At 65.5% G+C, this 25,570-nt stretch carries 23 protein-coding genes, 1 tRNA gene, 1 pseudogene and 1 riboswitch; of the genes and pseudogenes, 12 read left to right on the top strand and 13 right to left on the bottom strand.

All coding sequences use genetic code 11. The features are described from left to right. Positions 1 to 227: 227 nt before the first annotated feature. Entirely contained in the window at positions 228 to 1,115 is an 888-nt protein-coding gene (locus HZZ13_RS34170) for a GYF domain-containing protein (RefSeq protein WP_197963839.1), read from the top strand. Positions 1,116 to 1,155: 40 nt separating this feature from the next. On the opposite strand, the gene tesB is transcribed toward HZZ13_RS34170, so the two are convergent. Then, a complete protein-coding gene (tesB, locus tag HZZ13_RS34165; protein ID WP_197963838.1) occupies positions 1,156 to 2,019 on the bottom strand; it encodes an acyl-CoA thioesterase II in 864 nt (287 codons plus the stop codon). Between the two features lie 203 nt (positions 2,020 to 2,222). On the opposite strand from tesB, the gene HZZ13_RS34160 reads away from it, so the two are divergent. Continuing rightward, positions 2,223 to 3,443, top strand: coding sequence for a ubiquinone biosynthesis hydroxylase (locus HZZ13_RS34160; RefSeq protein WP_197963837.1), 1,221 nt, complete (start codon positions 2,223 to 2,225; stop codon positions 3,441 to 3,443). 75 nt (positions 3,444 to 3,518) lie between these two features. On the opposite strand, the gene HZZ13_RS34155 is transcribed toward HZZ13_RS34160, so the two are convergent. Continuing rightward, positions 3,519 to 3,716 (bottom strand): Trm112 family protein, encoded by a 198-nt coding sequence (locus HZZ13_RS34155; RefSeq protein ID WP_027535355.1) that lies wholly within the window; start codon positions 3,714 to 3,716, stop codon positions 3,519 to 3,521. A gap of 59 nt (positions 3,717 to 3,775) precedes the next feature. Beyond that, a complete protein-coding gene (locus HZZ13_RS34150) occupies positions 3,776 to 4,306 on the bottom strand; it encodes a TetR/AcrR family transcriptional regulator (protein ID WP_197963836.1) in 531 nt (176 codons plus the stop codon). 91 nt (positions 4,307 to 4,397) lie between these two features. Here HZZ13_RS34150 and HZZ13_RS34145 point away from each other — a divergent pair, with 91 nt between their 5' ends. The 4 genes from HZZ13_RS34145 (at position 4,398) to HZZ13_RS34130 (ending at position 8,575) form a co-directional block, all read left to right on the top strand. Then, positions 4,398 to 4,748, top strand: coding sequence for a hypothetical protein (locus HZZ13_RS34145; RefSeq protein ID WP_197963835.1), 351 nt, complete (start codon positions 4,398 to 4,400; stop codon positions 4,746 to 4,748). A 190-nt stretch (positions 4,749 to 4,938) separates the two neighbouring features. Continuing rightward, on the top strand, positions 4,939 to 5,217 hold the full coding sequence (locus tag HZZ13_RS34140; RefSeq protein ID WP_197963834.1) for a PepSY domain-containing protein: 279 nt from the start codon (positions 4,939 to 4,941) through the stop codon (positions 5,215 to 5,217). Positions 5,218 to 5,295: 78 nt separating this feature from the next. After that, entirely contained in the window at positions 5,296 to 5,874 is a 579-nt protein-coding gene (locus HZZ13_RS34135; RefSeq protein WP_210349594.1) for a cytochrome b/b6 domain-containing protein, read from the top strand. A 205-nt stretch (positions 5,875 to 6,079) separates the two neighbouring features. After that, positions 6,080 to 8,575 (top strand): EAL domain-containing protein, encoded by a 2,496-nt coding sequence (locus HZZ13_RS34130; RefSeq protein ID WP_197963832.1) that lies wholly within the window; start codon positions 6,080 to 6,082, stop codon positions 8,573 to 8,575. Positions 8,576 to 8,586: 11 nt separating this feature from the next. Here HZZ13_RS34130 and HZZ13_RS34125 read toward each other — a convergent pair whose 3' ends face one another. Together HZZ13_RS34125 and trxA are read right to left on the bottom strand one after the other, a co-directional pair. Continuing rightward, complete coding sequence (locus tag HZZ13_RS34125; protein ID WP_197963831.1) at positions 8,587 to 9,264, bottom strand: LON peptidase substrate-binding domain-containing protein; 678 nt, start codon at positions 9,262 to 9,264, stop codon at positions 8,587 to 8,589. An 84-nt stretch (positions 9,265 to 9,348) separates the two neighbouring features. Next, a complete protein-coding gene (gene trxA / locus HZZ13_RS34120) occupies positions 9,349 to 10,272 on the bottom strand; it encodes a thioredoxin (protein ID WP_197963830.1) in 924 nt (307 codons plus the stop codon). Positions 10,273 to 10,543: 271 nt separating this feature from the next. On the opposite strand from trxA, the gene HZZ13_RS34115 reads away from it, so the two are divergent. The 3 genes and pseudogenes from HZZ13_RS34115 to HZZ13_RS34105 form a co-directional block, all read left to right on the top strand. Further along, a tRNA-Gly gene (locus HZZ13_RS34115) sits at positions 10,544 to 10,618 on the top strand. Between the two features lie 76 nt (positions 10,619 to 10,694). Then, the gene (locus tag HZZ13_RS34110; RefSeq protein WP_197963829.1) at positions 10,695 to 11,561 is read left to right on the top strand and encodes an NAD-dependent epimerase/dehydratase family protein; all 867 of its coding nucleotides are present in this window, start codon (positions 10,695 to 10,697) and stop codon (positions 11,559 to 11,561) included. A gap of 152 nt (positions 11,562 to 11,713) precedes the next feature. Continuing rightward, a pseudogene (locus HZZ13_RS34105) lies at positions 11,714 to 11,984 on the top strand (c-type cytochrome); the annotation flags it as partial. 201 nt (positions 11,985 to 12,185) lie between these two features. Here HZZ13_RS34105 and panE read toward each other — a convergent pair. The 4 genes from panE to HZZ13_RS34085 form a co-directional block, all read right to left on the bottom strand. Next, a complete protein-coding gene (panE, locus tag HZZ13_RS34100) occupies positions 12,186 to 13,109 on the bottom strand; it encodes a 2-dehydropantoate 2-reductase (RefSeq protein ID WP_197963828.1) in 924 nt (307 codons plus the stop codon). Positions 13,110 to 13,200: 91 nt separating this feature from the next. Next, a complete protein-coding gene (locus HZZ13_RS34095) occupies positions 13,201 to 13,809 on the bottom strand; it encodes a 2-hydroxychromene-2-carboxylate isomerase (RefSeq protein ID WP_197963827.1) in 609 nt (202 codons plus the stop codon). A gap of 102 nt (positions 13,810 to 13,911) precedes the next feature. Next, a complete protein-coding gene (locus HZZ13_RS34090; RefSeq protein ID WP_197963826.1) occupies positions 13,912 to 15,261 on the bottom strand; it encodes an MATE family efflux transporter in 1,350 nt (449 codons plus the stop codon). A gap of 89 nt (positions 15,262 to 15,350) precedes the next feature. Next, entirely contained in the window at positions 15,351 to 15,929 is a 579-nt protein-coding gene (locus HZZ13_RS34085) for a DUF2239 family protein (RefSeq protein ID WP_197963825.1), read from the bottom strand. A gap of 179 nt (positions 15,930 to 16,108) precedes the next feature. On the opposite strand from HZZ13_RS34085, the gene HZZ13_RS34080 reads away from it, so the two are divergent. Then, positions 16,109 to 16,774, top strand: coding sequence for a glutathione S-transferase family protein (locus tag HZZ13_RS34080; RefSeq protein ID WP_197963824.1), 666 nt, complete (start codon positions 16,109 to 16,111; stop codon positions 16,772 to 16,774). Between the two features lie 22 nt (positions 16,775 to 16,796). Here HZZ13_RS34080 and ggt read toward each other — a convergent pair whose 3' ends face one another. Further along, positions 16,797 to 18,548, bottom strand: a complete 1,752-nt coding sequence (gene ggt, locus HZZ13_RS34075) for a gamma-glutamyltransferase (RefSeq protein ID WP_197963823.1) — start codon at positions 18,546 to 18,548, stop codon at positions 16,797 to 16,799. A 101-nt stretch (positions 18,549 to 18,649) separates the two neighbouring features. Here ggt and HZZ13_RS34070 point away from each other — a divergent pair, with 101 nt between their 5' ends. After that, a complete protein-coding gene (locus tag HZZ13_RS34070) occupies positions 18,650 to 20,035 on the top strand; it encodes an MFS transporter (protein WP_197963822.1) in 1,386 nt (461 codons plus the stop codon). A 121-nt stretch (positions 20,036 to 20,156) separates the two neighbouring features. On the opposite strand, the gene purH is transcribed toward HZZ13_RS34070, so the two are convergent. The 3 genes from purH to HZZ13_RS34055 all read right to left on the bottom strand — a co-directional run bounded on the left by purH (position 20,157) and on the right by HZZ13_RS34055 (position 25,137). Further along, positions 20,157 to 21,749: a bifunctional phosphoribosylaminoimidazolecarboxamide formyltransferase/IMP cyclohydrolase gene (gene purH, locus HZZ13_RS34065; protein WP_197963821.1), complete on the bottom strand. Its 1,593-nt coding sequence runs from the start codon at positions 21,747 to 21,749 to the stop codon at positions 20,157 to 20,159. A gap of 24 nt (positions 21,750 to 21,773) precedes the next feature. Then, positions 21,774 to 21,855: riboswitch (ZMP/ZTP riboswitch) on the bottom strand. 59 nt (positions 21,856 to 21,914) lie between these two features. Then, positions 21,915 to 23,633 (bottom strand): heparinase II/III family protein, encoded by a 1,719-nt coding sequence (locus HZZ13_RS34060; RefSeq protein WP_197963820.1) that lies wholly within the window; start codon positions 23,631 to 23,633, stop codon positions 21,915 to 21,917. Between the two features lie 157 nt (positions 23,634 to 23,790). Then, entirely contained in the window at positions 23,791 to 25,137 is a 1,347-nt protein-coding gene (locus tag HZZ13_RS34055) for an RsmB/NOP family class I SAM-dependent RNA methyltransferase (protein ID WP_197963819.1), read from the bottom strand. Positions 25,138 to 25,325: 188 nt separating this feature from the next. Here HZZ13_RS34055 and HZZ13_RS34050 point away from each other — a divergent pair, with 188 nt between their 5' ends. Next, complete coding sequence (locus tag HZZ13_RS34050) at positions 25,326 to 25,535, top strand: DUF1674 domain-containing protein (protein WP_197963818.1); 210 nt, start codon at positions 25,326 to 25,328, stop codon at positions 25,533 to 25,535. Positions 25,536 to 25,570: the final 35 nt, after the last annotated feature.

Here is a 25,570-nt window from a genome sequence, read left to right as displayed (position 1 = left end):
CATGTCCACGGCGCTGCGTCAATCTGGCATCTTTCCGGGCAAATGGCACAAAAAAGTTGCAGGTTGAAGCGAGAAAACGTTTGGCCGAGGGCGGTCATGTGAACGGCCGCCTCTGTACAGGGCAGCTGTTCATCCTCCACAATGCATTTTTGGCATGGATGCGGTGAACCCAGGCGTGAACCAAAGCGTCCCGGCCGGTACATAAAGATGTTCGAGGGGGACGTTCCATGGCGAATTGGTTCTACGCATCCGAGGGCAAGCAGCAGGGGCCCTTTCCGGAAGGGCAGTTCCGCGATCTCGTCGCCCAGGGAATCGTGCGTCCGGACACGCTGGTGTGGACCGAGGGCATGACCGGCTGGCAGAAGGCTGCCGAAATCCCCGGCCTGATCGGCGGCGGTGCGCCGCCGATGGTCCCAGGCGGCGGGCCCCCGATGATGAATGCCGGTGGTTACGGCGGCGCAGCGCGCGGCGGATCACTCGCCGTCGATTTCGGCATCTGGGACTTCACCTGGCGCACGTTCGTGCTGGCGATCGGCTCGTGCTTCATCATCCCGGTGCCGTGGCTGTTCGTCTGGTACACGAAATGGATCGTGCCCTGCATCAAGGTCCCCGGGCGACCCAATCTCAGCTTCACCGGCAGCGCGATGACGCTGGTGCCCTGGTTTTTCGGTTTCATCGTTCTGGCGATCGCGCTCGGCTTCGTTGGCAGCCAGTTGCTCAGCAATTTGCTGTTCATCGTCCAGATCGTGCTCTATTGGCTGCTGATCAAATGGATGGTCGCGAACCTCGCCTCCAACGGGCAGCCGCTGGGCCTCAGCTTCACCGGTTCGGTCTGGGCCTATATCGGCTGGAATCTGCTGTTCGCGATTTCCATCATCACCATCATCGGCTGGGCCTGGGTGGCCGCGGCCCAGATGCGCTGGTTCTGCCGCAACATCGAAGGCACGCGGCGCGAGATCGTTTTCAAGGGCTCGGGTCTCGACATCCTCTGGCGCGGCATCGTGGCTGCGATCCTGTGCAGCCTGATCATCCCGATCCCGTGGGTGTATCGCTGGATCATGAACTGGTTCGCCTCGCAGACCGAGCTCGCGCCGCGCGGCTCGCTCGCAGCCTGATCTGAATGGCTCCAGGCGCAGTCCGCTGCGCTTGAAGCGATCAGGCCTTCCGCTCGCGCACCGAGCCTTCCTGCGCGACGGAGGCGACCAGCGTGCCGTCCGGCTTGAAGATCGAGCCGCGGGTCAGGCCGCGGCCCGATTGCGCGCTCGGCGAATCCTGCGCGTAGAGCAGCCATTCGTCGGCGCGGAACGGGCGATGGAACCACATCGCGTGGTCGAGGCTCGCCGGCATCATGCGCTTGTCGAACAGCGTGCGGCCATAGCGCGCCATGATCGCGTCGAGCAGAGAGAAGTCCGAGGCATAGGCAAGCGCGCACATGTGCAGCGCCGGGTCGTCGGGCAACTTGGCGGCGGTCTTGATCCAGACGTGGATGCGGCCGTCGTCGATCTTCTGGCCGAAGTAACGGCCGAGCTCGACCGGGCGCAGCTCGATCGGCCGATCGGATTCGTAGTACCGGCGGATGAAGTCCGGCATCTCCTTGAACATCGGCTGCTTCGCCACCTCCTCGGCTGTGAGCTTTTCCGGCGGCGGCACATCAGGCATCTTGTCCTGATGGTCGAACGCACTCTCCTCCTCGGCGTGGAACGAGACCATGATCGAGAAGATCGCGTTGCCGTGCTGGATCGCGGTGACGCGGCGGGTCGAGTAGCTCTTGCCGTCGCGCAGGCGCTCGACCTGATAGATGATCGGGATCTGCGGATCGCCCGGCAGGATGAAGTAGCAATGCAGCGAATGCGGCAGCCGGCCCTCCACGGTGCGGCAGGCCGCGACCATCGCCTGCCCGATCACCTGGCCGCCGAACACCCGCTGCCAGCTCGTCTTCGGGCTGTTGCCGCGGAACAGGTTCACCTCGAGCTGCTCGAGGTCGAGGATCGCGATGAGGTCGATCAGGCCTTTGGACATGATGGTGCTTTCGAAGATCTCGTCATTCCGGGCATCGCGCTAGCGATGAACCCGGAATCCCGAGCTGACAACCTCTGGATTCCGGGTTCGCGCTGGCGCGCGCCCGGAATGACGGAATTGGGCGGTTCCGCCCTCGTTTCACCGCACTGTTTCGCCCAGCTCAAGTCTGCTAGCAAGACCGAGAATTGTCCGGGAAGCTTGGTATGTCGGTACAGGGTAGCATTGTCATCGGTGGCGGCGCGTTCGCGGGGCTTGCGTTGGCCTTGGCGCTGCGCCAGGGGCTCGGGCCGGAGATCCCCGTCGTCGTCGCCGATCCCGCGCTCGGCACGCGGCCGAGCCGCGACCCTCGCGCCACCGCGATCGTCGCCGCCTGCCGCCGCCTGTTCGAGACGATCGGCGCCTGGGACGACATCCGGGGCGAGGCGCAGCCGATCCTCGACATGGTCGTCACCGATTCCAAGCTGGAGGACGCCACCCGTCCGGTGTTCCTGAATTTTGCCGGCGATGTCGCGCCGGGTGAGCCCTTTGCGCATATGATCGAGAACCGGCGCCTGATCGATGCGCTGGTGCTGCGAGCGGAGGCCGAAGGCATCGATCTGCGCGCCACCCCGGTCGCATCCTATGACGCGCGCACTGACGGCGTCGACGTGACGCTCGGCGACGGCAGCGTGATCGCGGCGAGCCTCTTGGTCGCCGCCGATGGCGCGCGGTCGAAATTGCGCGAGCGCGCCGGCATCGCCACCCATGGCTGGGAGTACGATCAGTCCGGCATCGTCGTCACCGTCGGCCATGAACGCGATCATGAGGGCCGCGCCGAAGAACACTTCCTGCCGGCCGGCCCGTTCGCGATCCTGCCGCTGACCGGCAAACGCTCCTCGCTGGTGTGGACCGAGCGCCGCACCGAGGCCGCACGCATCATCGCCCTCGGCGACGAGGAATTCCACGCGGAGCTCGAGCAGCGCTTCGGCCTGCATCTCGGTGAGGTCAAGGTGCTCGACAAGCCGCTGGCGTTTCCGCTGTCTTATTTCGTCGCGCGGTCCTTCATCGCCGAGCGCCTCGCGCTGGTCGGCGATGCCGCCCATGTCATTCACCCGATCGCGGGCCAGGGCCTCAATATGGGCCTGAAGGACGTCGCTGCGCTGGCGGAAGTGGTGGTCGATGCCGCGCGGCTCGGCATGGACATCGGCGGGGCGGACGTGCTCGAACGCTACCAGCGCTGGCGCCGCTTCGACACTATGGCGATGGGCGTCGCCACCAACTCGCTCAACTTCCTGTTCTCCAACCAGTCGACGCTGTTGCGTACCGTCCGCGACATCGGCCTCGGCCTGGTCGACCGCGCCCCGCCGCTGAAGAATCTCTTCATCCGCCAGGCCGCAGGCCTGACCGGCGAGGTGCCGCGGCTGTTGAAGGGCGAGGCGTTGTAAGTGCGAATGGTGAGTGGCGAATAGCGAGTGATGTCCATTCGCTATTCGCCACTCGCTACTCGCCACTCGCCACCTTCAATCGATCTTGCGCGCCTCTTCCGGCAGCATGATCGGGATGCCGTCGCGAATGGGATAGGCGAGCTTGGCGCTGCGCGAGATCAGTTCCTGCTTTGCAGAATCGAACTCAAGCGGTCCCTTGGTCAACGGGCAGACCAGGATCTCCAGCAGTTTGGGATCGACACTGGGTTCAGGGCGTTCCGTGGGCGCGTTCATGAATGGTCTCCGTCGGTCGGGCTGCCTCTAGCATAGAAAATCCCGCCCGCCCATCGCGCTCAAGCCGAGACCATGCGCAGGATCTCGTCGAGCAGGGCCTGAAGCCGCGTGGCCGGCACCGGGGGGCCTGACAGCGCGAAACCGAGAAATGTCCAGTACAGGATCTGCGCGCGGGCCTGCGCCGTTGCCGGGGCGAGCCCACGCTGTTGCAGCAGCTCCCCGATATAGTCGAGTCTGCGGCGGTCGATTGCACGCACCGCCCCTTGCGCGCTGGCATCGAACGCCGCCCAATTGCGCACGGCGCGCTCGAGGTCGAGCCGCGTGCCGAACGATCTCCGCAGCAGCAACCTGAGCGGCTCGTCGCCGGCGGCTTCGACATCGGCGATGATCTGCTCGGCCGCGATCTCGCGCCAGCGCTTCAGCACTGCGGCGTGAAACGCGGCGAGATCGGCGAAATGCCAATAGAAGCTGCCGCGCGACACGCCCATGGCCTTGGCGAGCGGCTCGGCCTTCAGCGCGGTGAAGCCGTTTCTGGCCAGCGCCTTGAGGCCCTGGGCAGTCCAGTCGTCGGCGGAGAGCTGCTGATTCATGTCGTTTCCCGGAAAGCGCACCATACACTAGTGTATTGACAGGCGCTTGGCCAGACGCTATCGAACCATACATAAGTGTATGGAGGCGTCGATGCGTGATTTGCTGCTCCAGTGTGCGGGCGTCGCGGCGATCGCCGTCGCCCTCGTTCACGGCTACCTCGGGGAGGCCAAGGTCTTCGCCCGCGCGCGCATCGAGCCGGAACGGCTCCGCATCTTGATCCGGCTGGTGTGGCAGGCCTCGACGGTGGCCTGGATCGGCGGTGGCGTGCTGCTGATCGCGGCGCCGTGGCTGCAATCGGAGCCGGCTCGCCACTGGATCGTCGCCACCATGGCTTGCGTGTTCGGCTGCTCGGCCCTCGCCAACGCATGGGCGACGCGCGGCCGGCATTTCGGCTGGATGGCGCTCAGTGCAGTCGTCGTGATGTCGGTTGCCGGGTACTAGCTGTGCATCCACCAGTGAGGCGTAAGGCCGCAGCGGCGCAAATCTAGCTCGTGTTAGAACGAGTCTAAACTTAACAATAGAACTTATCTAAAGCGGACCAAGCCCGTGACCGATTGACTTCATCCCGCTCTTTGCTTCCTTCGGTGGGCTCCGCGGCCCCGCGGTGCCCACGACAGAGGAGGAGAAGTTCGTGAACGTCATTCGTGTTGTTGCCATTGCGCTGACGATCGGGATTGGTGCGGGATCGACGGCCATGGCCGACGGTTTCAAGGATTGTACCAAGCTCGACAAGGCGTCGTGGAAGCCGGCCAGCGAAGCCGAAGCCAAGGCCAAGGCGCTGGGTTACGAGGTGCGGCGCTCCAAGATCGAAGGTTCGTGCTACGAGGTCTACGGCGTCAAGGAAGGCAAGCTCTACGAGCTGTTCTACAGCCCCGAAGATCTCAGCCTGAAGCACACGATCGCCAAGTAGGTTGCAGTAGGCCGGCTGCGCAGCGCGATCTGCGCAAAGCAGGGCTTTTAGGATGGTCTTTGCGTGATTGAAGAAGCGATGCCAGAAGCTCGCGGGGTATCCGGTAGGATCCCCGCCGAGCGAACTGCTCCGCGGACGATCGCGGTCTGGGACCTCCCGCTGCGCCTCTGGCACTGGGCTCTCGCGGCCGGCGTGCTGGCCGCGTGGTTCACGCCCACCGTCTATGACGGCCTTCACCGCGTGCTCGGCTATACGGTGCTCGGGCTCCTCGCGTTTCGCCTCATCTGGGGCGTCTGTGGAAGCCGCTATTCGCGCTTCCGCATGGTCGGCATTCGGCTGCGCGCCTCGCCTCGTTATCTCTGGAATTTGCGCCGCGGCATCACGGGCCGCTATATCGGGCTCAATCCCGCCGGCACGCTGATGCTGGTCGCGCTGCTGGTCTCGCTGGCCGTTTCGACCATCACGGGAGCGATGTCGGTCACCGTCACCTTCTTCGGCCTGTGGTGGGTCGAAGACGCCCACCATTATTCATCGGATGCCGTCATCGTCCTGGTCGTGCTCCACGTCGCTGGCGTGGTGCTGATGGGAATCCTGCAGCGCGAGAACCTGATCCGCGCGATGATCACCGGACGCAAGCGCATCCGTGGCCATCTCTAGGTTCGTCGCCGATCGTTGCGCGCCTTTCGCGTCGCTCCGGTTGGGCGCGAGCGCGCTGCGGCTTCACGCGCAAATGCGCGACAGGTCAGATTGTCCGGCCAGTGTTTACCTGCCGGTAAGCATGCAATCAGGAGTTGCACAAAATTAACGCGAAGCACGTTTAGCCCGCCCACCATCGGCACTTTCGACGATGGAGCGATACTGGATGTTCCGCGTTTTCTCCTGCCTTGCGTTCGAACACGATTGGCGGCTCGTCGTGCTCGCTGGCTTGGTCTGTTTCGTCGCCAGCATTGTCGCTGTCAGCATCTTTCATCGTGCGATCGCGACGCGCGCACGAACGCGGTGGATCTGGATCACGATTGCCGGCGCCGCCATCGGTTATGGAATCTGGGCGGCACATTTCGTTGCGATGCTCGCCTACGAGCCTGGCGTTACGACGGGCTATGGCATCGTGCTGACGGCGTCTTCTCTTGCCGCGGCAATGCTCCCGACCTCGATCGGTTTCGGCGTTGCGGTCGGGACCCCCGGCCGCTGGCGCGCGGCGGCTGGCGGCGTCATCATCGGCGGCGGCATTGCCAGCACGCACTATCTCGGGATGTGGGCCCTTGAAGTGCCGGGTCGAGTCTCCTGGTCCATCGATCTCGTGCTCCTCTCCATCGTTCTGGGCATGTGTCTCGGCTACGCTGCGCTGGCGGCCGCGCTCGCCCGTCAGGACTATCGGGGCACGCTCGCCGCGGCCATCCTGCTGACGCTCGCCATCGTGTCGCATCACTTCACGGCCATGGGTGCCGCGCAGATCACGCCGGATCCGGCGCTCGCGACCGGCACGCTTGCGCTGTCTCCGGCCTTCCTCGCGCTCGCCATCGCCGGCGTCGCATTGTCCGTGCTGGGGATGAGCCTGATCGGCGTGCTGGCCGATCGTCGTCTGGCGACCAGAACCGCCAAATTCGAGGAGATCATCAGCCAGCTCTCCATCGCCCGGCAGCAGCTCGAAGGGTCGCAGAACGAGCTCAAGGAACAGAAGCTGAGGCTGGACACGGCCATCAACCACATGGTCGAGGGCCTTTGCATGTTCGACGCCGAGAAGCGGCTTGTCGTCTGCAACGAGCGTTATGCCCGGCTCTATCAGCTGCCGCCCGAACTGCTGAGGACGGGGACATCGCACTCGGACATCATCAGGCACCGTATTGTGAAGGGAATTCTCAAGGGCGCGTCCAGCGAGGGTGCCGCCGAGCAATTCATCTCGAAACTGGCGGCCTTGCCGTTCGATGCGGTCTCGAGCAGGATCGACGAGTTTTCGGATGGCCGGCTGATCTGCGTGACACGGCAGCCAATGGCCGGTGGCGGATGGGTGGCCACGCATCTCGACGTGACCGAGCAACGCCGGTCCGCAGCCAAGATCACCCATATGGCGCAACACGATGCGCTGACCGATCTGCCAAATCGCGTGCTGCTCAGGGAACGGATGGAGCATGCGATTGCGGTGACGCGCAGCGGCGGCCTCGATCTGGCCGTGCTCATGCTCGACCTCGATCGCTTCAAGGAAGTCAATGACACGCTTGGACATCCGGCGGGCGATGCCCTGCTGCGCGCCGTCGCCGCGCGTCTGCGCGAATGCGTCGCGGAAACCGCGTTGATTGCGCGACTGGGCGGCGACGAGTTTGCGGTCATCGACTACGTGACCAGCCCGGCCGTGGAGGCGGCCGCCCTTGCCGAGACCATCAGAAAGGCGCTTTGCGAACCCTTCGATCTCGGCGATCACCGGGTCACGGTGGGCACCAGCATCGGCATTGCCATCGCGCCGCGCGACGGCAACGATTCCGACGTGATTCTGAAAAGCGCGGATCTCGCGCTCTACTCGGCCAAGAGCGGTGGGCGCGGTGCATTCCGCTTCTTCGAGCCGCAGCTCGACGAGCTCATGCATGCGCGACGCAACCTGGAGCGCGACATGCGGGCTGCACTCGCAGAGCGTCAATTCGCGCTTCACTATCAACCGTTCCTCAACGCCGCGACCGGCGAGACCTGCGGCTTCGAGGCCTTGCTCCGCTGGCATCACCCGCAGCGAGGCATGGTCCTGCCGGGCGAATTCATCCCGCTTGCGGAGGAGACCGGCTTCATCGTGCCCCTGGGCGAGTGGGTGTTGAGGACCGCCTGCGCGGAAGCCGCCAAATGGCCTGCACATGCCAAGATCGCCATCAACCTGTCTCCCGCCCAATTCAGGAGCGAGGAGCTCGTTCCGGTTATTGTCGGCGCGCTGGCGAGTTCAGGAATCGCGCCGCACAGGATCGAGCTCGAAGTGACGGAGACGGTGATCATGCATGACAGCGAAGCCGTCTTTGCGGTGCTCGCTCAGCTGCGCGAGCTCGGCGTGCGAATCGCCCTGGACGATTTCGGCACTGGCTATTCTTCGCTGAGCTTCCTGCAGAGATTCCCGTTCGATAAGGTCAAGATCGACCGCAGTTTCGTCGACGAACTCTCCAGCGCGCGGGCAGAGGCGCGCCATCTCGCGCGCGCAGTGGTTCGTTTCGCAGTCAGCCTCGGCAAGACCACGACGGCCGAAGGTGTCGAGACGAAGGAGCAGCTCGACATCCTCCGCGAAGAGGGGTGCGGCGAAGCGCAAGGCTATTATTTCAGCCGGCCTATGCCTGCATCCGATGTCGCCAGAATGCTGCGGCGAGATGAAGCCATCCGCGCTGCGTGAGCTTTAGACCCTCACTGCAGCGGCGGATCGCCGCTGGTGCGCTTCTTGGCGAGGTCCATCTCGGTGACGGCGATCAGGATCTCGGCGCGGGTCTTCAGGTCGGGCGCCTCCAGCATCGCCTGCTTCTCCGCGGGGCCATAAGGCGACATCATCGCGAGCGCATTGACGAGCGCCTCGTTGGGCGCGCTCTCGACGCCTTCCCAGTCGACCTTGAGGTTGTTGGCCTTCAGGAAGTCCGCCAGCACCGCCAGCAGCGCCTCGCGGTCGACCTCCTCCTCGCCCATGCGCGCGGTGAAGTCGTCGACGAAAGCGAAGAAGTCCACCTTGCACTGCCGATACGGGGTGAGCACCTCGAGCTCCTCGATCACCTTGAAGCGCGAAACGCCGGTGAGCTCGAGGATGTAGCGGCCGTCGCCGGATTCGGCGAGCTGGGTGATGCGGCCGACGCAGCCGACGCGGAACAGCGCCGGCTTGTCGGAATCCTTGGGCGAATGCGCGATGTCGGGCTGGATCATGCCGATCAGGCGATGGCCGTCGCGGAAGCAATCGTCAACCATCGCGAGGTAGCGCGGCTCGAAGATGTTGAGCGGCATCTGGCCGCGGGGCAGCAGCAGCGCGCCCGGCAGCGGGAAGACCGGAATGATCTCCGGGAGGTCGGCGGGCCCGCGATATTCGATGTTGATCGGCATCTGCCCGGTCCCATTGGCGTTGCTAGCGCATGATCCGGAAAAGTGTGAAGCGGTTTTCCGAACAGATCATGCTCAAAAGAGCCGTTACGAAAACAGGATCGTCGACAAACGTTTGCGTCCTTCGACGGTTGCATCATCCGTGCCGCCCCAGGCCTCGAAGAACTGCACCAGCTGCTTGCGGGCGCCGTCGTCGTTCCACTTGCGGTCGCGCTTGACGATCTCGAGCAGCTGCTCGGTCGCCGCCGCGCGGTTGCCTTGGGCGTTGAGCGCGGTGGCGAGGTCGAATCGGGCCTGATGATCGAGCGGGTTTGCGGCGACTTTCTGTTCCAGCTCGGCGACCGGTCCGAGGGATTTCGCCTGCTCGGCGAGATCGATCGCGGTCTGCACCGCCTTCACGGCCGGGTCGTTGCGTTTGGATTCCGGCACCATGGCCAGCGTCTGCTTGGCCTGCTCCATCGCGCCGGAGACGGCGTAGCACTTGGCAAGGCCCGCAAGCGCCGCGATGTTGGTCGAATCATGCTGCAGCGCCTCGGCATAGATCTGCGCGGCGGCCGCCGCGTCGCCCTCGGCGAGCACCGCCTCGGCCTCCTGCACGATCTCGGCGACGTTGACCTCGCCCGGCGCGGTGACGCCCTTGGTCAGCCGCTCGATGAAGGCATTGACCTGGCTCTCCGGCACCGCGCCCATGAAGCCGTCGGCCGGCTGGCCGTTGACGAAGGCGATCACGGCCGGGATCGACTGGATGCCCATCTGGCCCGGAATCGCCGGATGGTGGTCGATGTTCATCTTGACCAGCTTGACCTTGCCCTTGGCCGCCTTCACCGCCTTCTCCAGGACCGGGGTGAGCTGCTTGCAGGGGCCGCACCATTCCGCCCAGAAATCGATCAGCACGGGCTGGCGCTTCGATTCCTCGATGACGTCCTTCACGAAGGTCTGGGTGGTGGTGTCCTTGATCAGGTCGGCCGCAGCCGGGCCCACCGCTCCGTTACCCTGGTCGATGATCGTCACGGGATTCCCTCGTCATGTCTGGAATGGCGGCTGTTTAGCACGCCGCCGCGTCATATGCTTGTGGTCGGCTCCTAAATTGGGCCGAATGGGTCGAATTTCAATCCAGGCACCCCGATTCACCGGTTCCGGGGCGTTTCCGGTCGATTTGCCCCGCTTCGGGCTCCCTATGGAGCCCGAATTGCGAATTGAAGCCGCCGGTAGCTGTTGCATTCCCCTCCCGCTTTTGGCATACGACAGCCGTTGCCGGCGCGTCACGCGACCGACACAGGATGCGGGTGTAGCTCAGTGGTAGAGCACGACCTTGCCAAGGTCGGGGTCGAGGGTTCGAGCCCCTTCGCCCGCTCCAAATTTTCTCCAAAGCATCCAGCCAAACCGGAACGGGCCGCGGCTTTCCGCACCGCTGGCGGCTGTTCGGGTCTCACATGACAATTCTGGTCACAGGCAGCGCGGGTCACCTCGGGGAGGCCATCCTGCGGACGCTCCGCGCGCGCGGGTCGCCTGCTCGCGGGCTTGATCTGAAGCCCTCCCCCTTCACCGATGCCGTCGGCTCCATCGTCGATCCCGGCTTCGTGCGGCGCCAGATGGGCGGCGTCACCGCCGTGATCCACACCGCGACGCTGCACAAGCCGCATGTGGCGACCCATGCCAAGCAGGATTTTGTCGACACCAACGTCGCTGGCACGCTGAACCTGCTCGAGGCGGCCGCGGCGGCCGGCGTGAAGAGCTTCGTCTTCACCAGCACCACCAGCGCGTTCGGCTCGCAGCTGCGGCCCGAGTCGGGACAGGCGGCGGTGTGGGTCACGGAGGAGCTGCCGTCGGTGCCCAAAAACATCTACGGCACGACCAAGCTGATGGCCGAAAACCTCTGCGAGCTGTTCTTTCGCGAGCGCGCCCTGCCGGTCGTTACCTTGCGGACCTCGCGCTTTTTTCCGGAGGACGACGATAATCCGGCGATGCGGTCGGCCTACACGCTGGAGAACGCGCAGGCCAACGAGCTGCTCTATCGCCGGCTGGATATCGCGGACGCGGTGAGCGCGCATCTGCTCGCCCCGGAGTGCGCGCAGCTTTATGCGGCGCGCGGCTGGCGGCTCTTCCCCGCGATTGATCGGGTTTATGTCAACGAGCGCGCGCGGCGCGAGCTCGGCTGGCGACCCGAATTCGACTTCGCCCATGTGCTGCGCAGCCTGCGCGATAACCGCGACTTCCGCAGCACGCTGGCGCGCGAGGTCGGATCGAAAGGCTATCATGACACGCTGTTCGACGACGGACCCTACCCCGTCGCTTCCTAGCGCCGCGATTGCTATTTTGCTCGACGCTTCAAACGACTGTCCGGCATCACCGCGGGCGGGCCGACTTGCGCCGTTCTACTGTGCATGGGGTTGTTTTCGCACTTTTTGTATGTGCACCCCTCGGACCGCCTGACAACGACGCGCCCGCGCCGAAGGGACCCGAGGACGGGAATCCGGACCTAAAAGGGCGCGCAGGTTGCCGCCGGCCGCCGCTGCGCCTCATGCCATACGGACAGCTATGCCGGTACCAAGGCGGTGGCGCGGCTCGCCGGCCAGCGCGAGGAATACCTCGTCAAGGCGCTGCACGATTACAAGGCCGGCCAGCGCGTCGGCGGCGGCGTCGCCGCGATGGCCGACGTCGCCTATCACATGAGCGATGAGGAGATCACCGCCTTCTCGCACTATCTCGCGCATTTGAAATAGCGCGGAGCTGTGGCCCTAAATTCAGCTGTCGTCCCGGGGCGCGCGTAGCGCGAGCCCGGAACCCATAACCACAGGATCAAGTTTTGCGAAGACTCGGGGTTGCCGCCTCACCCGACCACCATTTTCTGAGGTTATGGGTCCCGGATCGGCGCGCGCTTGAGGCGCGCATGTCCGGGACGACAGCGGTGTGTTGCGCGCGCCCTACCCTGCCCGCTGCCTCTCATACGCCTTCAGATGCGTATACGCGATGCGCAGCTTCGGCACCGGCACCTTGGCGGCGTCGGCGCGCGCGATGAGATCACCGATGACGTGGTCGGCTTCGACGGGCAGGCCGGCCTTGATGTCGCGGAACATCGATGCCGTCAACGGCGAGCCCTCGGTGGTGAGATTGGCTTTGACGCGATCGAAGAACGGACCGCCCGGGGGGTAGCCGGACGCCGTGGCAACCGCGCTGGTCTCATCCAGCATGCCGAGCAGGAAATCCCGGCCGCCGGGCGCGGCCAGGATATTGCCGACGGACGTCCGCATCAGGCTGGTGCTTGCCGCGAGCGAGGACAGGAACACCCACTTCTCCCACATGTCCTGCATGATGTTCTGGCTGGCGCTGGCACCGTTGATGCCGCTCTTGAAGGCCTCGTCGATTGCCTTCACCCGCTCCGACATGCCGCCGTCGCGCTCGCCGTAGCTGATCGACTGCATCGGCTGGAGCTGCACCACCTCGCGCTTCTCGTTCAAGGTCGCGGCGATGGCGCAGAGACCGCCGAGCACGCGCTCCTTGCCGAACCTCGTATCCAGCGTGTCGAGATGCTTCATGCCGTTGAGCATCGGGATGATCGCGGTGTTGGGCCCGACGGCGGCGGCGAACGACTTGATGGCGTCATCGAGGTCGAACGCCTTGCAGCTCAAGAGCACGACGTCGAACTTGTCCTTGAGCGCGTCCGCCTGAACCGTCGGCGGGTTGTTCAAGGTCACATCGCCGTTCGGGCTCTTGATGACGAGGCCGGCGCTCGCGAGCTCGCCGGCGCGGCGAGGCCGGACCAGGAAGATCACGTCGCGGCCGGCCTGCAACAGCCTGCCACCAAAATAGCCGCCGATGGCGCCGGCGCCGACCACGAGGATACGCATGAGAGAACTCCGCTTTGCGAATGGCGAATAGGGAGTAGCGAATAGTGGGTGCGATTTCCACTCGCTATTCGCTACTCGCCATTCGCCCGCTTCACTTTCCCGACACCATCTCCTCGACCTCGCGCAGCTGCTCTTTGCCGAAGAACATTTCATTGCCGACGAAGAAGGTCGGCGAACCGAAGGCGCCGCGGGCGACCGCCTCCTCGGTATTCTTGATCAGTCTGGCCTTGACCTCGGGTTCCTGGCTGCGGGCAAACAACTTTTGCGCATCGAGGCCGGACGAGGCCAGCGCCTTCGCCGCAATCTCGGGATCGTCCATCTTCTTCGGCTCGCGCCACATATGGTGGAAGGCGGCCTCGACATATTTCTCGAACACGCCCTCGAGCTGCGCCGCGATCGCCGCGCGCATCAGGTTCAGCGTGTTGACGGGAAAGTGCGGATTCCACACATAGGGCTGGACATGGAAGCGCTTGATGAAGCGCTCGGTCTCGATCTGCTGGAACTCTCGCTTGTTCTTGACGCCCGCGAGCGTCTCGGCCGGCGACTTGTTGTTGGTCGCCTTGAAGATGCCGCCGAGCAGGATCGGCACATATTCGAACTTCACGCCGATCCGCTGTTCGATCGCCGGTATCGCCAGATGGCTAAGATAAGCGTTGGGGCTACCGAAATCGAATAGGAATTGCGGGGCGGTGCGGGTCACGAACATTCTCCCTGGCTTGGCTTTTTGAGTGGGCTTTTCCTCATTGTGGCGCAGGGCGCGCCACAGGTCCATCGTTTAATGACGGTCATAATACTTTGACGGTCAGATCGGGCGCCGGATCGCCCGCCTGCGCCACACCAGGTGGTAATAGCCCATCTGCAGGATCAACATGGCGCAGAACACGATGGGATAGGCAGCCCACACGCCGGTCAGGCCGACGGTATGGCTGAGGATGATTGCGGCCGGCAGCTCGATCGCGGAGATCGCGAAGATCGACAGCAGCATCGGCGTGAACGCCACGCCGGCGCCGCGCATCGCGCCCGAGAACACGGTGGCGAGCCCGAACGGCACCGAGCTCCACAAGGCAATGTTGAGCAATCCCTTCGCCAGATCCAGCACGGCGCCGTCGGTGATGAAGATACCGAGCACCGCGCGCGGCGCGAGGTAGATCAGCGCCACCAGCCCGCCGGTCAGGACGATGTTGAACGCAAGGCCCGCCCGCACGATGCCGTCGAGCCGGGCGAGGTCGCCGCCGCCGACGGCCTGGGCACCGAGGATCGAGACCGCGATCGAGATCGACATCGCCGTGAACTGGGTGTAGCCCATCACCTGATTGACGGCGCCATAGGCCGCGGTGGCATTCGAGCCGAAGCCGTTGACGAGGCCGAGCAGCACAAGCTCGGCGATGGCCATCACCACCATCCCGATCGCGCTCGGCAGGCCGATGCCGAGGACTTTGCCGAGCACGGCGCCGTTCAGCCGCAGGTGACGCAGCAGCGTCGCGTCCGGCGCGAGCGCGTGCTTTCGCCGCAGCAGATAGATAGCCAGAGCAATCAGCGTCAGCGCATTGGCGATCGTAGCCGCCCAGGCAGGACTGGTGATGCCGAGGGCCGGGAATCCGAACGTGCCGAGGATCAGCATCGGCGTCAGGATCAGGCCGATCGCCGTCGACAAGGCCAGTGCCAGCAGCGGTGTCAGTCCGTCGCCGACGCCGCGGATCATCGCCGTCATCAGCAGGAAGACGAAACCAAGCGGCATGGTGAGCAGCATGATGCGCGCATAGGCGCTGGCGTCACCGAGAATGTCCGGGGGCGTGGCGAGCATGATCATCAAAGGTCGGCTGAAGAGCCCGCCGACGAGTGCAACCGCAATCGAGAGCAGCAGGCCGACGGCGAGTGTCGTGCCGACGATGATCTTGATCCGGCCATGCTCGCCCGCGCCGAAGGCCTGGCCGATCAGCACGGTGGCGCCGGTGCTCAGGCCGATGACGAAGGCGAACAGGAAGAACATCACCGGGAAGAACGCCGAGACCGCGGCGAGCGCGTCGACGCCGATCATCTGGCCGAGATAGACGTTGCTCACGGTGCCGAACAGCGATTGCAGCGCGTTGCTCAGCATCAGGGGTGCGAGAAAGCGGAGGAATGTGGTCCAGAGCGGCTTTGCGGCAGACATGGAATTGGCCTTTCATCAGGGCGTGCGAAGCCGTTGCCGCGCAATGCGCGGCTCGGCCGTCGATGGAGTCGTGAGAAGCGATGCGCGGTTTAAGCGCGGTCGCTGTAGGCGAGCTTGACGATGTGGTCGCGGATGTCGGCCGGCCAGTCGGCGATCAGGGCGGTGAAGCGTCGACGGTCACCCGCGAACAGCGCGCGCGAGGCCTCCTCGAACTGCGGCAGGTTGCCGGCCATGGTCGACATGAAGTGGTAGGCCGCATCGCGCGCCTGCCGCTCGCGGTCCTTGTCGCCGCTGGCGCGCCTGGCCTCGTCCACGAGCTTGCGCAGCGCCACCGACGCGCCGCCGGCCTGCGCGTTGAGCCACTCCCAGTGCCGCGGCAGCAAGGTCACTTCGCGCGCGACGACGCCGAGCTTCGGCCGGCCGCGCCCGCGCGGCTCGGCGGGTGCGTCAGTCGTCTCGGCTTGAGGCATGAGCGTTGCCAGCCGCGCCAGCACCTCGCGATCGTCGCCGCGCAGGTCGAAATCGATCGACCGCCCGGTGCCGTCGTCGAAGATGATGATCGGCTGGCCCAGCGGCTCTGTCGCCCGCTTCACCGCGAGCGCGACATCGCCCGCAGTGCCTGAGGCCAGCCGGCGCTGGCCGGCGAAGGCTGTGTAGGTCCCTTGCATTGGAATCATTGCCAGATTGATCGCGTTGTCCGATTTAATACCCGGGTAAATTTCATCCGTCAATATACCCGGGTGAAAATATCTGCGGCGACGGCTCGACAATATCTTCCCGGGCTGGCACCAACGGCGCGGCCAATCGACCACGCCCAAGTCCAAGTCCAAGCCTTGAGGACCCCGCGATGCTGACCGTTCACCACCTCAACAATTCCCGCTCGCAGCGCGTGCTGTGGCTGCTCGAGGAGTTGGGCGTTGCCTACGAGATCGTGCGCTATCAGCGCCAGGCGGACATGCGCGCGCCGAAGGAGCTGCGCGCCATCCATCCGCTCGGCAAATCGCCCGTCATCACCGACAACGGCAACACCATCGCCGAGTCAGGCGCGATCATCGAATATCTCATCGCCACCTATGGCAACGGACGGCTGATCCCGCCGCCGAACACGCCGGAGCGGCTGCGCTACACTTATTGGCTGCACTATGCGGAAGGATCCGCGATGCAGCCGCTGCTCTTGAAGCTGCTGTTCACGCTGATGCCGAAGCGCGCACCCGCCCTGCTGCGCCCGCTGGTGCGCAAGGTCTGCAACCAGGCGCTGACCGCGCTGGTCAATCCGCAGATCAAGCAGCACATGGATTATTGGGAAGGCGAGCTTGCGAAGAGCGAATGGTTCGCCGGCAGCGAGTTCACCGCGGCCGATATCCAGATGAGCTTTCCGCTCGAAGCGGCCCAAGCCCGCGGCGGGCTCGAGCAGGGCCATCCCAAGGCGATGGCGTTCCTGGAGCGCATTCACGCCCGGCCTGCGTATGCGCGCGCGCTGGAGAGGGGCGGGCCGTATCAGGTCGGACGGTAAGGTCCCTTACCGGATCATCAGGTTACTGCCCCGCTGCCTCCGCGCCGCGAGTGCGCGGATCGGGCGCGCCCAGCGGTCCGTTCGGTGTCACCAGAATCGAGTTGGCAGATGTCTGCCCCATCGGCTCGACGACGAGGTGGCCCATCGCCTTCAGCTCGAGCAGCACGCCCTCGGGAAAGCCCCGCTCGACGCGCACTTCGTCCGGCAGCCATTGATGGTGCAGCCGCGGCGCCGCGACCGCGGCCGAAACATCCATCTCGTAGTCGAGCACGTTCACGATCACCTGAAGCACCGTCGAGATGATGCGGCTGCCGCCGGGCGAGCCTGTCACCAGCACCGGCTTGCCGTCCCTCAGCACAATGGTCGGTGACATCGACGACAGCGGCCGCTTACCGGGTCCGGGAAGATTCGCTTCGAAGCCGACGAGGCCATAGGCATTGGAGGCGCCGACCGCCGCGGTGAAATCGTCGAGCTCGTTGTTGAGCAGCACGCCGGTGCCGTCGGCGACGAGGCCGACGCCGTAGCTGAAGTTCAGCGTGTAAGTGTTGCTGACCGCGTTGCCGCGGGCATCGACGACCGAAAAATGCGTGGTGTTGCTGCCTTCACGCGGCGTGGCAGCAGCAGACACGAGCTCCTTCGAGGGCGTGGCGCGTTCGGGGGAAAGATTCGCGCGCAGCCTGGCGGCGTAGTCTTTGGCGACGAGCGTCTCGATGGGCGCATTGACGAAGGCGGGATCGCCGAGATAGCGGGCGCGGTCGGCATAAGCGCGCTTCATGGCTTCGATCAACAGATGCAGCGACGCCGCCGATCCCTGCTTCAGATCGGCAAGTGGAAAGCCCTCGAGGATGTTGAGCGTCTCCATCAGCACGACGCCGCCGGACGATGGCAACGGCATCGAGACGATGTCATAGCCGCGGTAGCTGCCGCGCACTGGCGCGCGGACGACCGGTTGGTAGGCCTTGAGGTCGGCCGGCGCCATGATGCCGCCGGCATCGGTCACCGCCTTCGCGAGTTTCTCGGCGACCGGTCCCTCGTAGAATCCCCGCGGCCCCAGCATGGCGACGGCCGCCAGCGTTTCGGCGAGATCGCCTTGCACCAGCCGGTCGCCTTCCCCCAGCGGCGTGCCATCCGGACGCGAGAAGATCTTGGCCGAGGACGGCCAGCGCGCCAGCCGCCGGTGCCAGCTCGGCAGCGTATCGGCCATGTCGTCGCTGACCACGAAGCCATCGCGTGCGAGCCCGATCGCGGGCGCCAGCAGTTGATCCAGCGTGAACTGGCCCGAGCCGTACTTCTCGAGCGCGAGCGCGAGTCCGGCGACGGTGCCGGGCACGCCGATGCCGAGCGCAGAATCCCGCGACTTCGTCGGGTCAGGCTTTCCGTCGGCGCCGAGGAATATCTGCGGCGTGGTCGCGGCCGGCGCTGTTTCGCGATAGTCGATCGTGATGTCTTCATTGCGATCGGTGGAATGAATCACCATGAAGCCGCCGCCACCGATATTGCCGGCACGCGGATAGGTCACCGCCATCGCAAAGCCGGTCGCGACCGCAGCGTCGATGGCATTGCCGCCGCGCCGCAGGATGTCGGCGCCGATCTGCGCGGAGATCTTCTCCTGCGCCACCACCATGCCGTGCTCGGCGGCGACGGCGCGCACCGCCTCGCGCGCCGGCGGGACATAGCCCGACCGCGCATCCTGAGCGGCCGCCGGCGTGAGCGCGAACGCCAGACTGGCAACCACCGCGAAAAACGTTCGCCGTGTTGAATATGACGACATCATCGAAATTACCGTCGCAGGTTCGAGCCGGTTCACACCTGTCACGGTAATGCTATACGGTTTGCTCAAAGAGAGGCAAAACTGTTCGTGATGAGGACCGCGTGATGACGACGATCGCCCCGGATGTGCGCATGGCCGGCACGCCGCTGTCCTATCCCCCGCGCGCCGCCGTCGTCAGCTGGATCTTCTTCGACTGGGCCGCGCAGCCCTATTTCACGCTGATCACGACATTCGTGTTCGCGCCCTATTTCGCGACCAGCGTCGCGCCAAATCCCGCCGCTGGGCAGTCGCTGTGGGGCTTTGCGATGGCTGCGGCGGGCCTTGCGATCGCGCTGCTGTCGCCGGTGCTGGGAGCGATCGCCGACTCCGCCGGCCGCAGGAAGCCATGGATCGCCGGTTTCGGCGCGGTGCTGGTGCTGGCATCCTGCGCGCTGTGGATCGGCAAGCCCGGCGATCACGCCGTCATTCCCCCGCTGCTCACGGCGGTGGCGCTCGCCAGCGTCGGCGCGGAATTCGCCACCGTCTTCAACAATGCGATGATGCCGACCCTGGTGCCGCCGGAACGGATCGGACGGCTTTCCGGCACCGGCTGGGCCACGGGCTACATTGGCGGCATCGTCAGCCTGATCATCGTGCTCGGCTTCCTCGCCGCCAATCCCGAGACCGGCCGCACGTTACTCGGCTTCGCGCCGTTGTTCGGGCTCGATCCCGTCACGCATCAGGGCGACCGTGCCGCCGGCCCGCTCACCGGGCTGTGGTTCATCATCTTCGTGACGCCGATGTTCCTGTTCACGCCGGATTATCCGGCGAAACGCCGTTTGCGCGAGGCGCTGCGCGAGGGCCTGTCGGAACTGAAGCAGTCGATCAAGAGTCTGCCCAGGCAGAAATCGCTCGCTGCGTTCCTGCTCGCCAACATGATCTACACCGATGGTCTGGTGTCGCTGTTCGCCTTCGGCGGCATCTATGCCGCCGGCACCTTCGGCTGGCATACGATCCAGATCGGGACGTTCGGCATCATGCTCGCGATCGCAGGCGCGTTGGGCGCGTGGCTCGGCGGCAAGCTGGATGATCGTATGGGGCCGAAGCGCGTCATCGCCGGCAGCCTGCTGGTCCTGCTGCTGTCGGTGGCCGCGATTCTTCTGGTCGACAAGGACAGCGTGCTGTTCGTCAAGACCGCGCCGCCGCAAGCCGGCGCTGCCCTGTTCTCGAGTGCCGCCGAGCGCGCCTATCTGGTGCTGGGCTGCCTGATCGGTGCAGCCGGCGGCCCGCTCCAGGCTGCCTCCCGCACGCTGCTGATCCATCTCGCACCGAAGGATCGCATCGCGCAATATTTCGGCCTGTTCGCGCTGACCGGAAAGGTGACGTCCTTCATCGGCCCGCTGCTGATCGGCATGATCACGGCCGCGACCGCGAGCCAGAAGGCCGGCATGGCCGTGCTGGTCGTATTCTTCGTCGCAGGGTTCGCGCTGTTAATGCGGGTGAAGGACTAGCATCCGCATCGTCATTCCGGGGCGCGCCACCTGGCGCGAGCCCGGAATCCATTTCTCCGCATGGGACGCTGCATGATGGATTCCGGGTTCGCGCTTCGCGCACCCCGGAATGACAGCAAGCTCAATGCCTGAAGTGCCGCGTTCCCGTGAACACCATGGCGATGCCGTGCTCGTCGGCAGCCTTGATCACCTCGTCGTCGCGCATGGAGCCGCCGGGCTGCACCACGGCGGTGGCGCCGGCCTCGATGCAGGCGAGCATGCCGTCGGCGAACGGGAAGAACGCATCCGAGGCCACCACCGAACCCTTGGTGAGCGGCTCGGCGAGCTTCAGCTCGGCTGCCGCATCCTGCGCCTTGCGCGCGGCGATCCGCGCTGAGTCCACCCGGCTCATCTGGCCAGCGCCGATCCCGACGGTGGCGAGATCCTTGGCATAGATGATGGTGTTGGACTTGACGTGCTTGGCCACCCGGAACGCGAACTTCAGGTCCCGCATTTCCGCATCCGTCGGCGCGCGCCTGGTCACGACCTTGAACGTCATGTCGTCGACCACCGCATTGTCGCGGCTCTGCACCAGCAGGCCGCCGGCGACCGTCTTGGCGGTCAGGCCTGGCGCCCGCGGGTCGGGCAGGCTGCCGGCGAGCAGCAGGCGCAGGTTCTTCTTGCCGCCGATGATGGCAATCGCCTCTTCGCTGGCATCGGGCGCGATGATCACCTCGGTGAAGATCTTGGTGATCTCGCGCGCGGTGTCGGCATCGAGCGGGCGGTTCATCGCGATGATGCCGCCGAACGCGGACGTTGAATCGCAGGCCAGTGCCCGGCGATAGGCCTCGACGAGGTTCGGCCCTTCGGCGACGCCGCAGGGATTGGCATGCTTGACGATGACGCAGGCCGCGGTGCGCTTGGCGTCGAACTCGCCGATGCATTCATAGGCCGCATCGGTGTCGTTGATGTTGTTGTAGGAGAGCTCCTTGCCCTGGAGCTGCCGCGCGGTAGAGACGCCCGGACGCCTGTCCGGCGTCGCATAGAACGCGGCGGTCTGGTGCGGGTTCTCGCCGTAGCGCAGCGACTGGATCAGCCGGCCGCCGAAAGCGCGGAAGTCGGGCGCGTCGATCTCCAGCTGACGATTGAACCAGTTCGAGATCGCGGCGTCATAGGCCGCGGTGCGGGCATAGGCCTTTGCGGCAAGCCTCCGGCGCAGCTTCAGCGTGGTCGCGCCCTTGTTGGCGGCGAGCTCGTCAAGCACGGCCTGATAGTCCTGGGCCTCGACCACGACGGCGACATCGTCATGGTTCTTCGCAGCGGCGCGGATCATCGCGGGGCCGCCGATGTCGATGTTCTCGATGCAATCCTCGAAGCCCGCGCCCTTGTCGACGGTCGCTTCGAACGGATAGAGATTGACGACGAGCAGGTCGATCGGCGCGATGCCATGCGCTTTCATCGCCTCCGCATGGTCCTTGTTGTCGCGGATCGCGAGCAGGCCGCCATGCACCTTCGGATGCAGCGTCTTGACACGGCCGTCCATCATCTCGGGGAAGCCGGTGAGGTCGGAGACGTCCTTCACCTTAAGGCCGGCCGCGGCGATGGCCTTGGCGGTGCCGCCGGTCGAGACCAGCTCGACATCGTGCGCGGCGAGCGCCTTGGCGAACTCGATCAGGCCGGTCTTATCGGAGACGGAAAGGAGAGCGCGGGTGACGCGGCGGGGATGGTCAGTCATGAGCAAGATCCTCTGTTCAGGGAGTGTCTATGCCCAGGCGCGCGGCTCATATGTCCCGCGCTTCCCGATGGTGCTCCATCCAAGGTCGCCAGTCGCGCGAGCGAGCGCTCGATAGCAGCTTTCGCCGCTTTTCACAACGACGAGATAGGGCCGGATCGCGCCTGTTTACAACGGAAGTTCCGGCTCGCGCCGGGCGTTGCGGCGCGCATTGGTGACGGCTGGCGAGGCCGTGGAACGGATGAAGCTCCAACGGATCGAGGGGGCCTGGCGGGCGTTCTGACGGATCACGATCTGCGCGGTGCGGCGCGGGCCGTCGTTGCCGGCCAGGAATACGCTGTCCTCGAGATCGACCTTGTCGTCCAATGCCTCGAAGGTCCAGACGTCGCGGTTCGGCAGCACCAGCATGACGCCGCGGGCATCCGACAGCCGGCTCGCCTTCACCGCCGGATGCAGATGGAAGCGCAGGGCGAAATCGGCATCGGCACCCTTGAAGCGCCCGCCCTGCGGCGGCGACAGCGTGTCCTCGCCGTCGATGCGCGCGCCGTCATTGGCGATCATCAGCACGCGGCGGTGGATCGCGCCGAACTTGGCGAGATAGCCGTCATGCGAGGTCGTGAGCAGCGTGCCGTTCTGCACGACCTCGCGATAGCTCTCGACCTCGACGGGGCCGCTGGTGACGGGCGCACCATGCAGGAGCCGCTTCATCGCCGACATCTCGACGAACTGGCACGATGAAGTCTCGTGATAGGTCAGCGTCGAATGCGCCGCCGTGCTGCGCGCGAACGGCCGCCAATTGTCGCGGCCCGTGGTTGGCATGCCGCAATTGGTGACGATGCGGCTGATGCCGGACGACAGTTCGAACGACAGACAGCCGGCATGGGCGTCGTGGCTGACGCCGGCGGGCGGCGGCGGGCCGGTGTCGATGATCACAGTGGTCTGGCCGGCATCGAGGCGCTGAAAGCCGGTATGCGGCATGTTCGCCATCGGCGCGCCGTGGGTGTCGTCATAGGCGAGCAGCGTGGCGAGCAGGTCGGACGAGGTCGCGCTCATGCCGTTGAACAGGGCGAAATTGCCGTCACCGTGCCGGAAGAAGCGCAGCATCGGCATCATGCGGTCGATCGCATTGAGCAGCGCCGGCGGCGGTGCGATGTTGCGTGCGGCAAAAGTCTGCCGCAGCGGCAAGAGATCGATCAATATCTCGATCAGCGCGCCCGGATTGCGCGAGATGTGGCCGCCATCGGGCAGGATCTGCCGCTGCAATTCGTCGGACAGCTTCTTGGAGGCGCTGCGGATGTGACGCGTCTGATTGGCGAGGCACAGGGAAGCATAGCACAGCGCGATCAGCACCTGCAGCTTCGGCACCCCGTCCGGAATGTCGACCATGGTGTAGCGCAGGAAGCGGATCTCGCGCGCGAGGGAGCGCAAGTAACGGCGGTAGAACTTGTTGTCGGTCTCGCTCAGCACCAGCGGCGCCTGCGACAGCAGCGAGATCACGCGCCGCGCCAGCACGTCGGCACGGCGCGCGACCGGGCGGCGCTTGTTGGCGGGGTTGGCGATCCAGTCCTCGATGAGCGCGCGCGCATTCGCCCGCGTCAGCGCCGTGTCGGCGGCGCGCAAGTGGCGCAGCCAGCCGAAGCCGAGCAGCGCAACCTCCCAATCCTCCGAAGGCGGCTCGAGATCGAAGATCGAGCGGCCGTGGCAATTGACGATCTTGCCGGCGAAGACGAAGCGGCCGGCATAGATCTCGGCGGCGCGGGTCGCATCCGCGGTACGCAGGTCGTGCGGCGCGATGATCAGCCGGTCGGTGCGGCCGGGCCAGACCCGCGACAGCGCAACGGAACCGCCGCTCGCGCGCGCGAGCATGTTCCGCGCGAAGCGGTTCATGACCAGCGTCGAGATACGTCTGCGTTGAGCGACCGACACGCCTTGCCTTGATGGGGGAGAGGATCAGTGACGAATCCTTATTAATCCCAAAATCGGACGCCTGACACCACCTTGAACGGCGCGAATCAGGGTCGTGGTCGCAAAATCCAGTGCAAAATCAGGATTTAACGAGCCGGGCCGCGAAAAATCCGTCGAGCCCGCCGAGCTTGGGATCCTCGTTCGGCAGGTGGCAGGGCAGGGTGCGCAGGTCGCCGTCCCGGTTGAGGATTTCGTCGAGGCCTGCAACTTCCGATGCCGCGATCGGGGCGCGGCGCAGCGCGGGCTCGGCGGCGAGCAGTGCCGCCACGGCCTGCTCGCCCTCCTCGGGTTCCAGCGAACAGGTGCAATAGACCAGCGTCCCGCCCGGCTTCAGCAACGACACCGATTTTCGCAGCAGCCGCTGCTGAAGCGCGGCCAAGGGGGCGATGTCGGATTCGTGCCGCAGCCATGCGACGTCGGGATGCCGGCGGATCGTGCCGGTGGAGGTGCAGGGCGCATCGATCAGAATACCGTCGAAGGCTTCGGCGGGGCCGGCCCATTCGACGGCGTCAGCGACGATGGTCTCGGCTTGCAGCGACAGCCGCGTCAGGTTTTCGCGCAAACGCGCCACCCGCGCGGGCGAGCGGTCGATCGCCGTCACATGCGCGCCTGAAAACGCCAGCTGCGCAGTCTTGCCGCCGGGGGCGGCGCAGAGATCGGCAATGGACTTGCCTTTGACATCGCCAAACAGTCGGGCGGGCAACGCGGCGGCGGCGTCCTGCACCCACCATTGCCCCTCGGCGAAGCCGGGCAGCATGGTCACCGAACCGTGAAGCAGCATCCGCACCGTTCCCGTCGGCAGCGTTTCGCCATGCAGGCGGCTCGCCCATTGGGCGGGATCCGATTTCACCGTGAGATCGAGCGAGGGCTCGTGGCCGAGCGCGAAAGCCATGTCCCGTGCGGTCGCCTCGCCATAATGCGCGCTCCAGCGCGCGAGCAGCCATGGCGGCAGGTCGAGCGATTGCGTCGCAACTTCCTCGACCAGGGATTTGCCCTCGCGCGCACAGCGGCGCAGCACGGCGTTGACGAGGCCGGCATAGCGTGCGGCGCGGCGGTCGGATTGCACCAGGCGAACAGAGAGATCGACCGCGGCGTGATCCGGCACGTCCATCCAAAGGATCTGCGCGGCGCCGATCAAAAGTGCGCTCTGCGCCCGCGGCGCATCGGAGGGAATGCCCTTGTCGAGCAGGCGGGACAGCACATGGCCGAGCGTGCCGAGCCGGCGCAGCACGGTGGCGACCAGGCGCCGCATCAGCGCGCGGTCGCGGTCGGCCAGCGTCTTCAGTCCGGGATGCGCACCGCCGCCGTCGAGCTGGTCGTCGAGTGTGCGGTGCTTGTGCAGCACGCCGTCGACGATGTCGGCGGCAATCCGTCGCGCCGCAAGGCCGGGCACTTCGGACGGAGGGACGAAACGTTGAGATGGCATGCGGAAGCAAGGTTCTGAACGAGCGGCAGTTCCGCCTTGATGGGCGCATGCCTGGAGAAAGCGATCTCTGACACGCGAATATGCCAAATGTAAGAATCGCTTGCGGGTTTTTCAGCGCTCCGAGCCGATTTCAGGAATGCGTTATTGGACATCGCGTTGTGCCCGGTCCTGCGCTAGAAAGCGCGGCGATGAGTGACCCCGTTCCCGATCGCAAGCCGCTGTCGCCGGCCGCCCAGCGCGCGCTGGCCGAGGCCGAGACGCGCCGGCAGGCTGCGGCCGCCAAGGCCAAGGATGCGGCCAAGGACGAGATCAAGGCGAAGGAGCTGCAGGGTCCGCAGGGTCCCGAGCCCACCCGCTATGGCGATTGGGAGCGCAAGGGCATCGCGTCCGACTTCTGAACTCGCGGTGGAGCGGTTGGATAACGCCGGGCAGA

The organism is Bradyrhizobium agreste (assembly GCF_016031625.1).
GTDB classification, from domain to species: Bacteria; Pseudomonadota; Alphaproteobacteria; order Rhizobiales; family Xanthobacteraceae; genus Bradyrhizobium; species Bradyrhizobium agreste.
This window is presented reverse-complemented; position numbering and strand designations above follow the sequence as displayed.

What these genes read in the sequence shown, in the direction of transcription:
- HZZ13_RS34170 (WP_197963839.1), top strand. Translation starts at nt 228, where the DNA reads ATGGCGAATTGGTTCTACGCATCCGAGGGCAAGCAGCAGGGGCCCTTT.
- tesB (WP_197963838.1), bottom strand. Translation starts at nt 2,019, where the DNA reads ATGTCCAAAGGCCTGATCGACCTCATCGCGATCCTCGACCTCGAGCAG.
- HZZ13_RS34160 (WP_197963837.1), top strand. Translation starts at nt 2,223, where the DNA reads ATGTCGGTACAGGGTAGCATTGTCATCGGTGGCGGCGCGTTCGCGGGG.
- HZZ13_RS34155 (WP_027535355.1), bottom strand. Translation starts at nt 3,716, where the DNA reads ATGAACGCGCCCACGGAACGCCCTGAACCCAGTGTCGATCCCAAACTG.
- HZZ13_RS34150 (WP_197963836.1), bottom strand. Translation starts at nt 4,306, where the DNA reads ATGAATCAGCAGCTCTCCGCCGACGACTGGACTGCCCAGGGCCTCAAG.
- HZZ13_RS34145 (WP_197963835.1), top strand. Translation starts at nt 4,398, where the DNA reads ATGCGTGATTTGCTGCTCCAGTGTGCGGGCGTCGCGGCGATCGCCGTC.
- HZZ13_RS34135 (WP_210349594.1), top strand. Translation starts at nt 5,296, where the DNA reads ATGCCAGAAGCTCGCGGGGTATCCGGTAGGATCCCCGCCGAGCGAACT.
- HZZ13_RS34130 (WP_197963832.1), top strand. Translation starts at nt 6,080, where the DNA reads ATGTTCCGCGTTTTCTCCTGCCTTGCGTTCGAACACGATTGGCGGCTC.
- HZZ13_RS34125 (WP_197963831.1), bottom strand. Translation starts at nt 9,264, where the DNA reads ATGCCGATCAACATCGAATATCGCGGGCCCGCCGACCTCCCGGAGATC.
- HZZ13_RS34110 (WP_197963829.1), top strand. Translation starts at nt 10,695, where the DNA reads ATGACAATTCTGGTCACAGGCAGCGCGGGTCACCTCGGGGAGGCCATC.
- panE (WP_197963828.1), bottom strand. Translation starts at nt 13,109, where the DNA reads ATGCGTATCCTCGTGGTCGGCGCCGGCGCCATCGGCGGCTATTTTGGT.
- HZZ13_RS34090 (WP_197963826.1), bottom strand. Translation starts at nt 15,261, where the DNA reads ATGTCTGCCGCAAAGCCGCTCTGGACCACATTCCTCCGCTTTCTCGCA.
- HZZ13_RS34085 (WP_197963825.1), bottom strand. Translation starts at nt 15,929, where the DNA reads ATGCAAGGGACCTACACAGCCTTCGCCGGCCAGCGCCGGCTGGCCTCA.
- HZZ13_RS34080 (WP_197963824.1), top strand. Translation starts at nt 16,109, where the DNA reads ATGCTGACCGTTCACCACCTCAACAATTCCCGCTCGCAGCGCGTGCTG.
- ggt (WP_197963823.1), bottom strand. Translation starts at nt 18,548, where the DNA reads ATGATGTCGTCATATTCAACACGGCGAACGTTTTTCGCGGTGGTTGCC.
- HZZ13_RS34070 (WP_197963822.1), top strand. Translation starts at nt 18,650, where the DNA reads ATGACGACGATCGCCCCGGATGTGCGCATGGCCGGCACGCCGCTGTCC.
- purH (WP_197963821.1), bottom strand. Translation starts at nt 21,749, where the DNA reads ATGACTGACCATCCCCGCCGCGTCACCCGCGCTCTCCTTTCCGTCTCC.
- HZZ13_RS34060 (WP_197963820.1), bottom strand. Translation starts at nt 23,633, where the DNA reads ATGAACCGCTTCGCGCGGAACATGCTCGCGCGCGCGAGCGGCGGTTCC.
- HZZ13_RS34055 (WP_197963819.1), bottom strand. Translation starts at nt 25,137, where the DNA reads ATGCCATCTCAACGTTTCGTCCCTCCGTCCGAAGTGCCCGGCCTTGCG.
- HZZ13_RS34050 (WP_197963818.1), top strand. Translation starts at nt 25,326, where the DNA reads ATGAGTGACCCCGTTCCCGATCGCAAGCCGCTGTCGCCGGCCGCCCAG.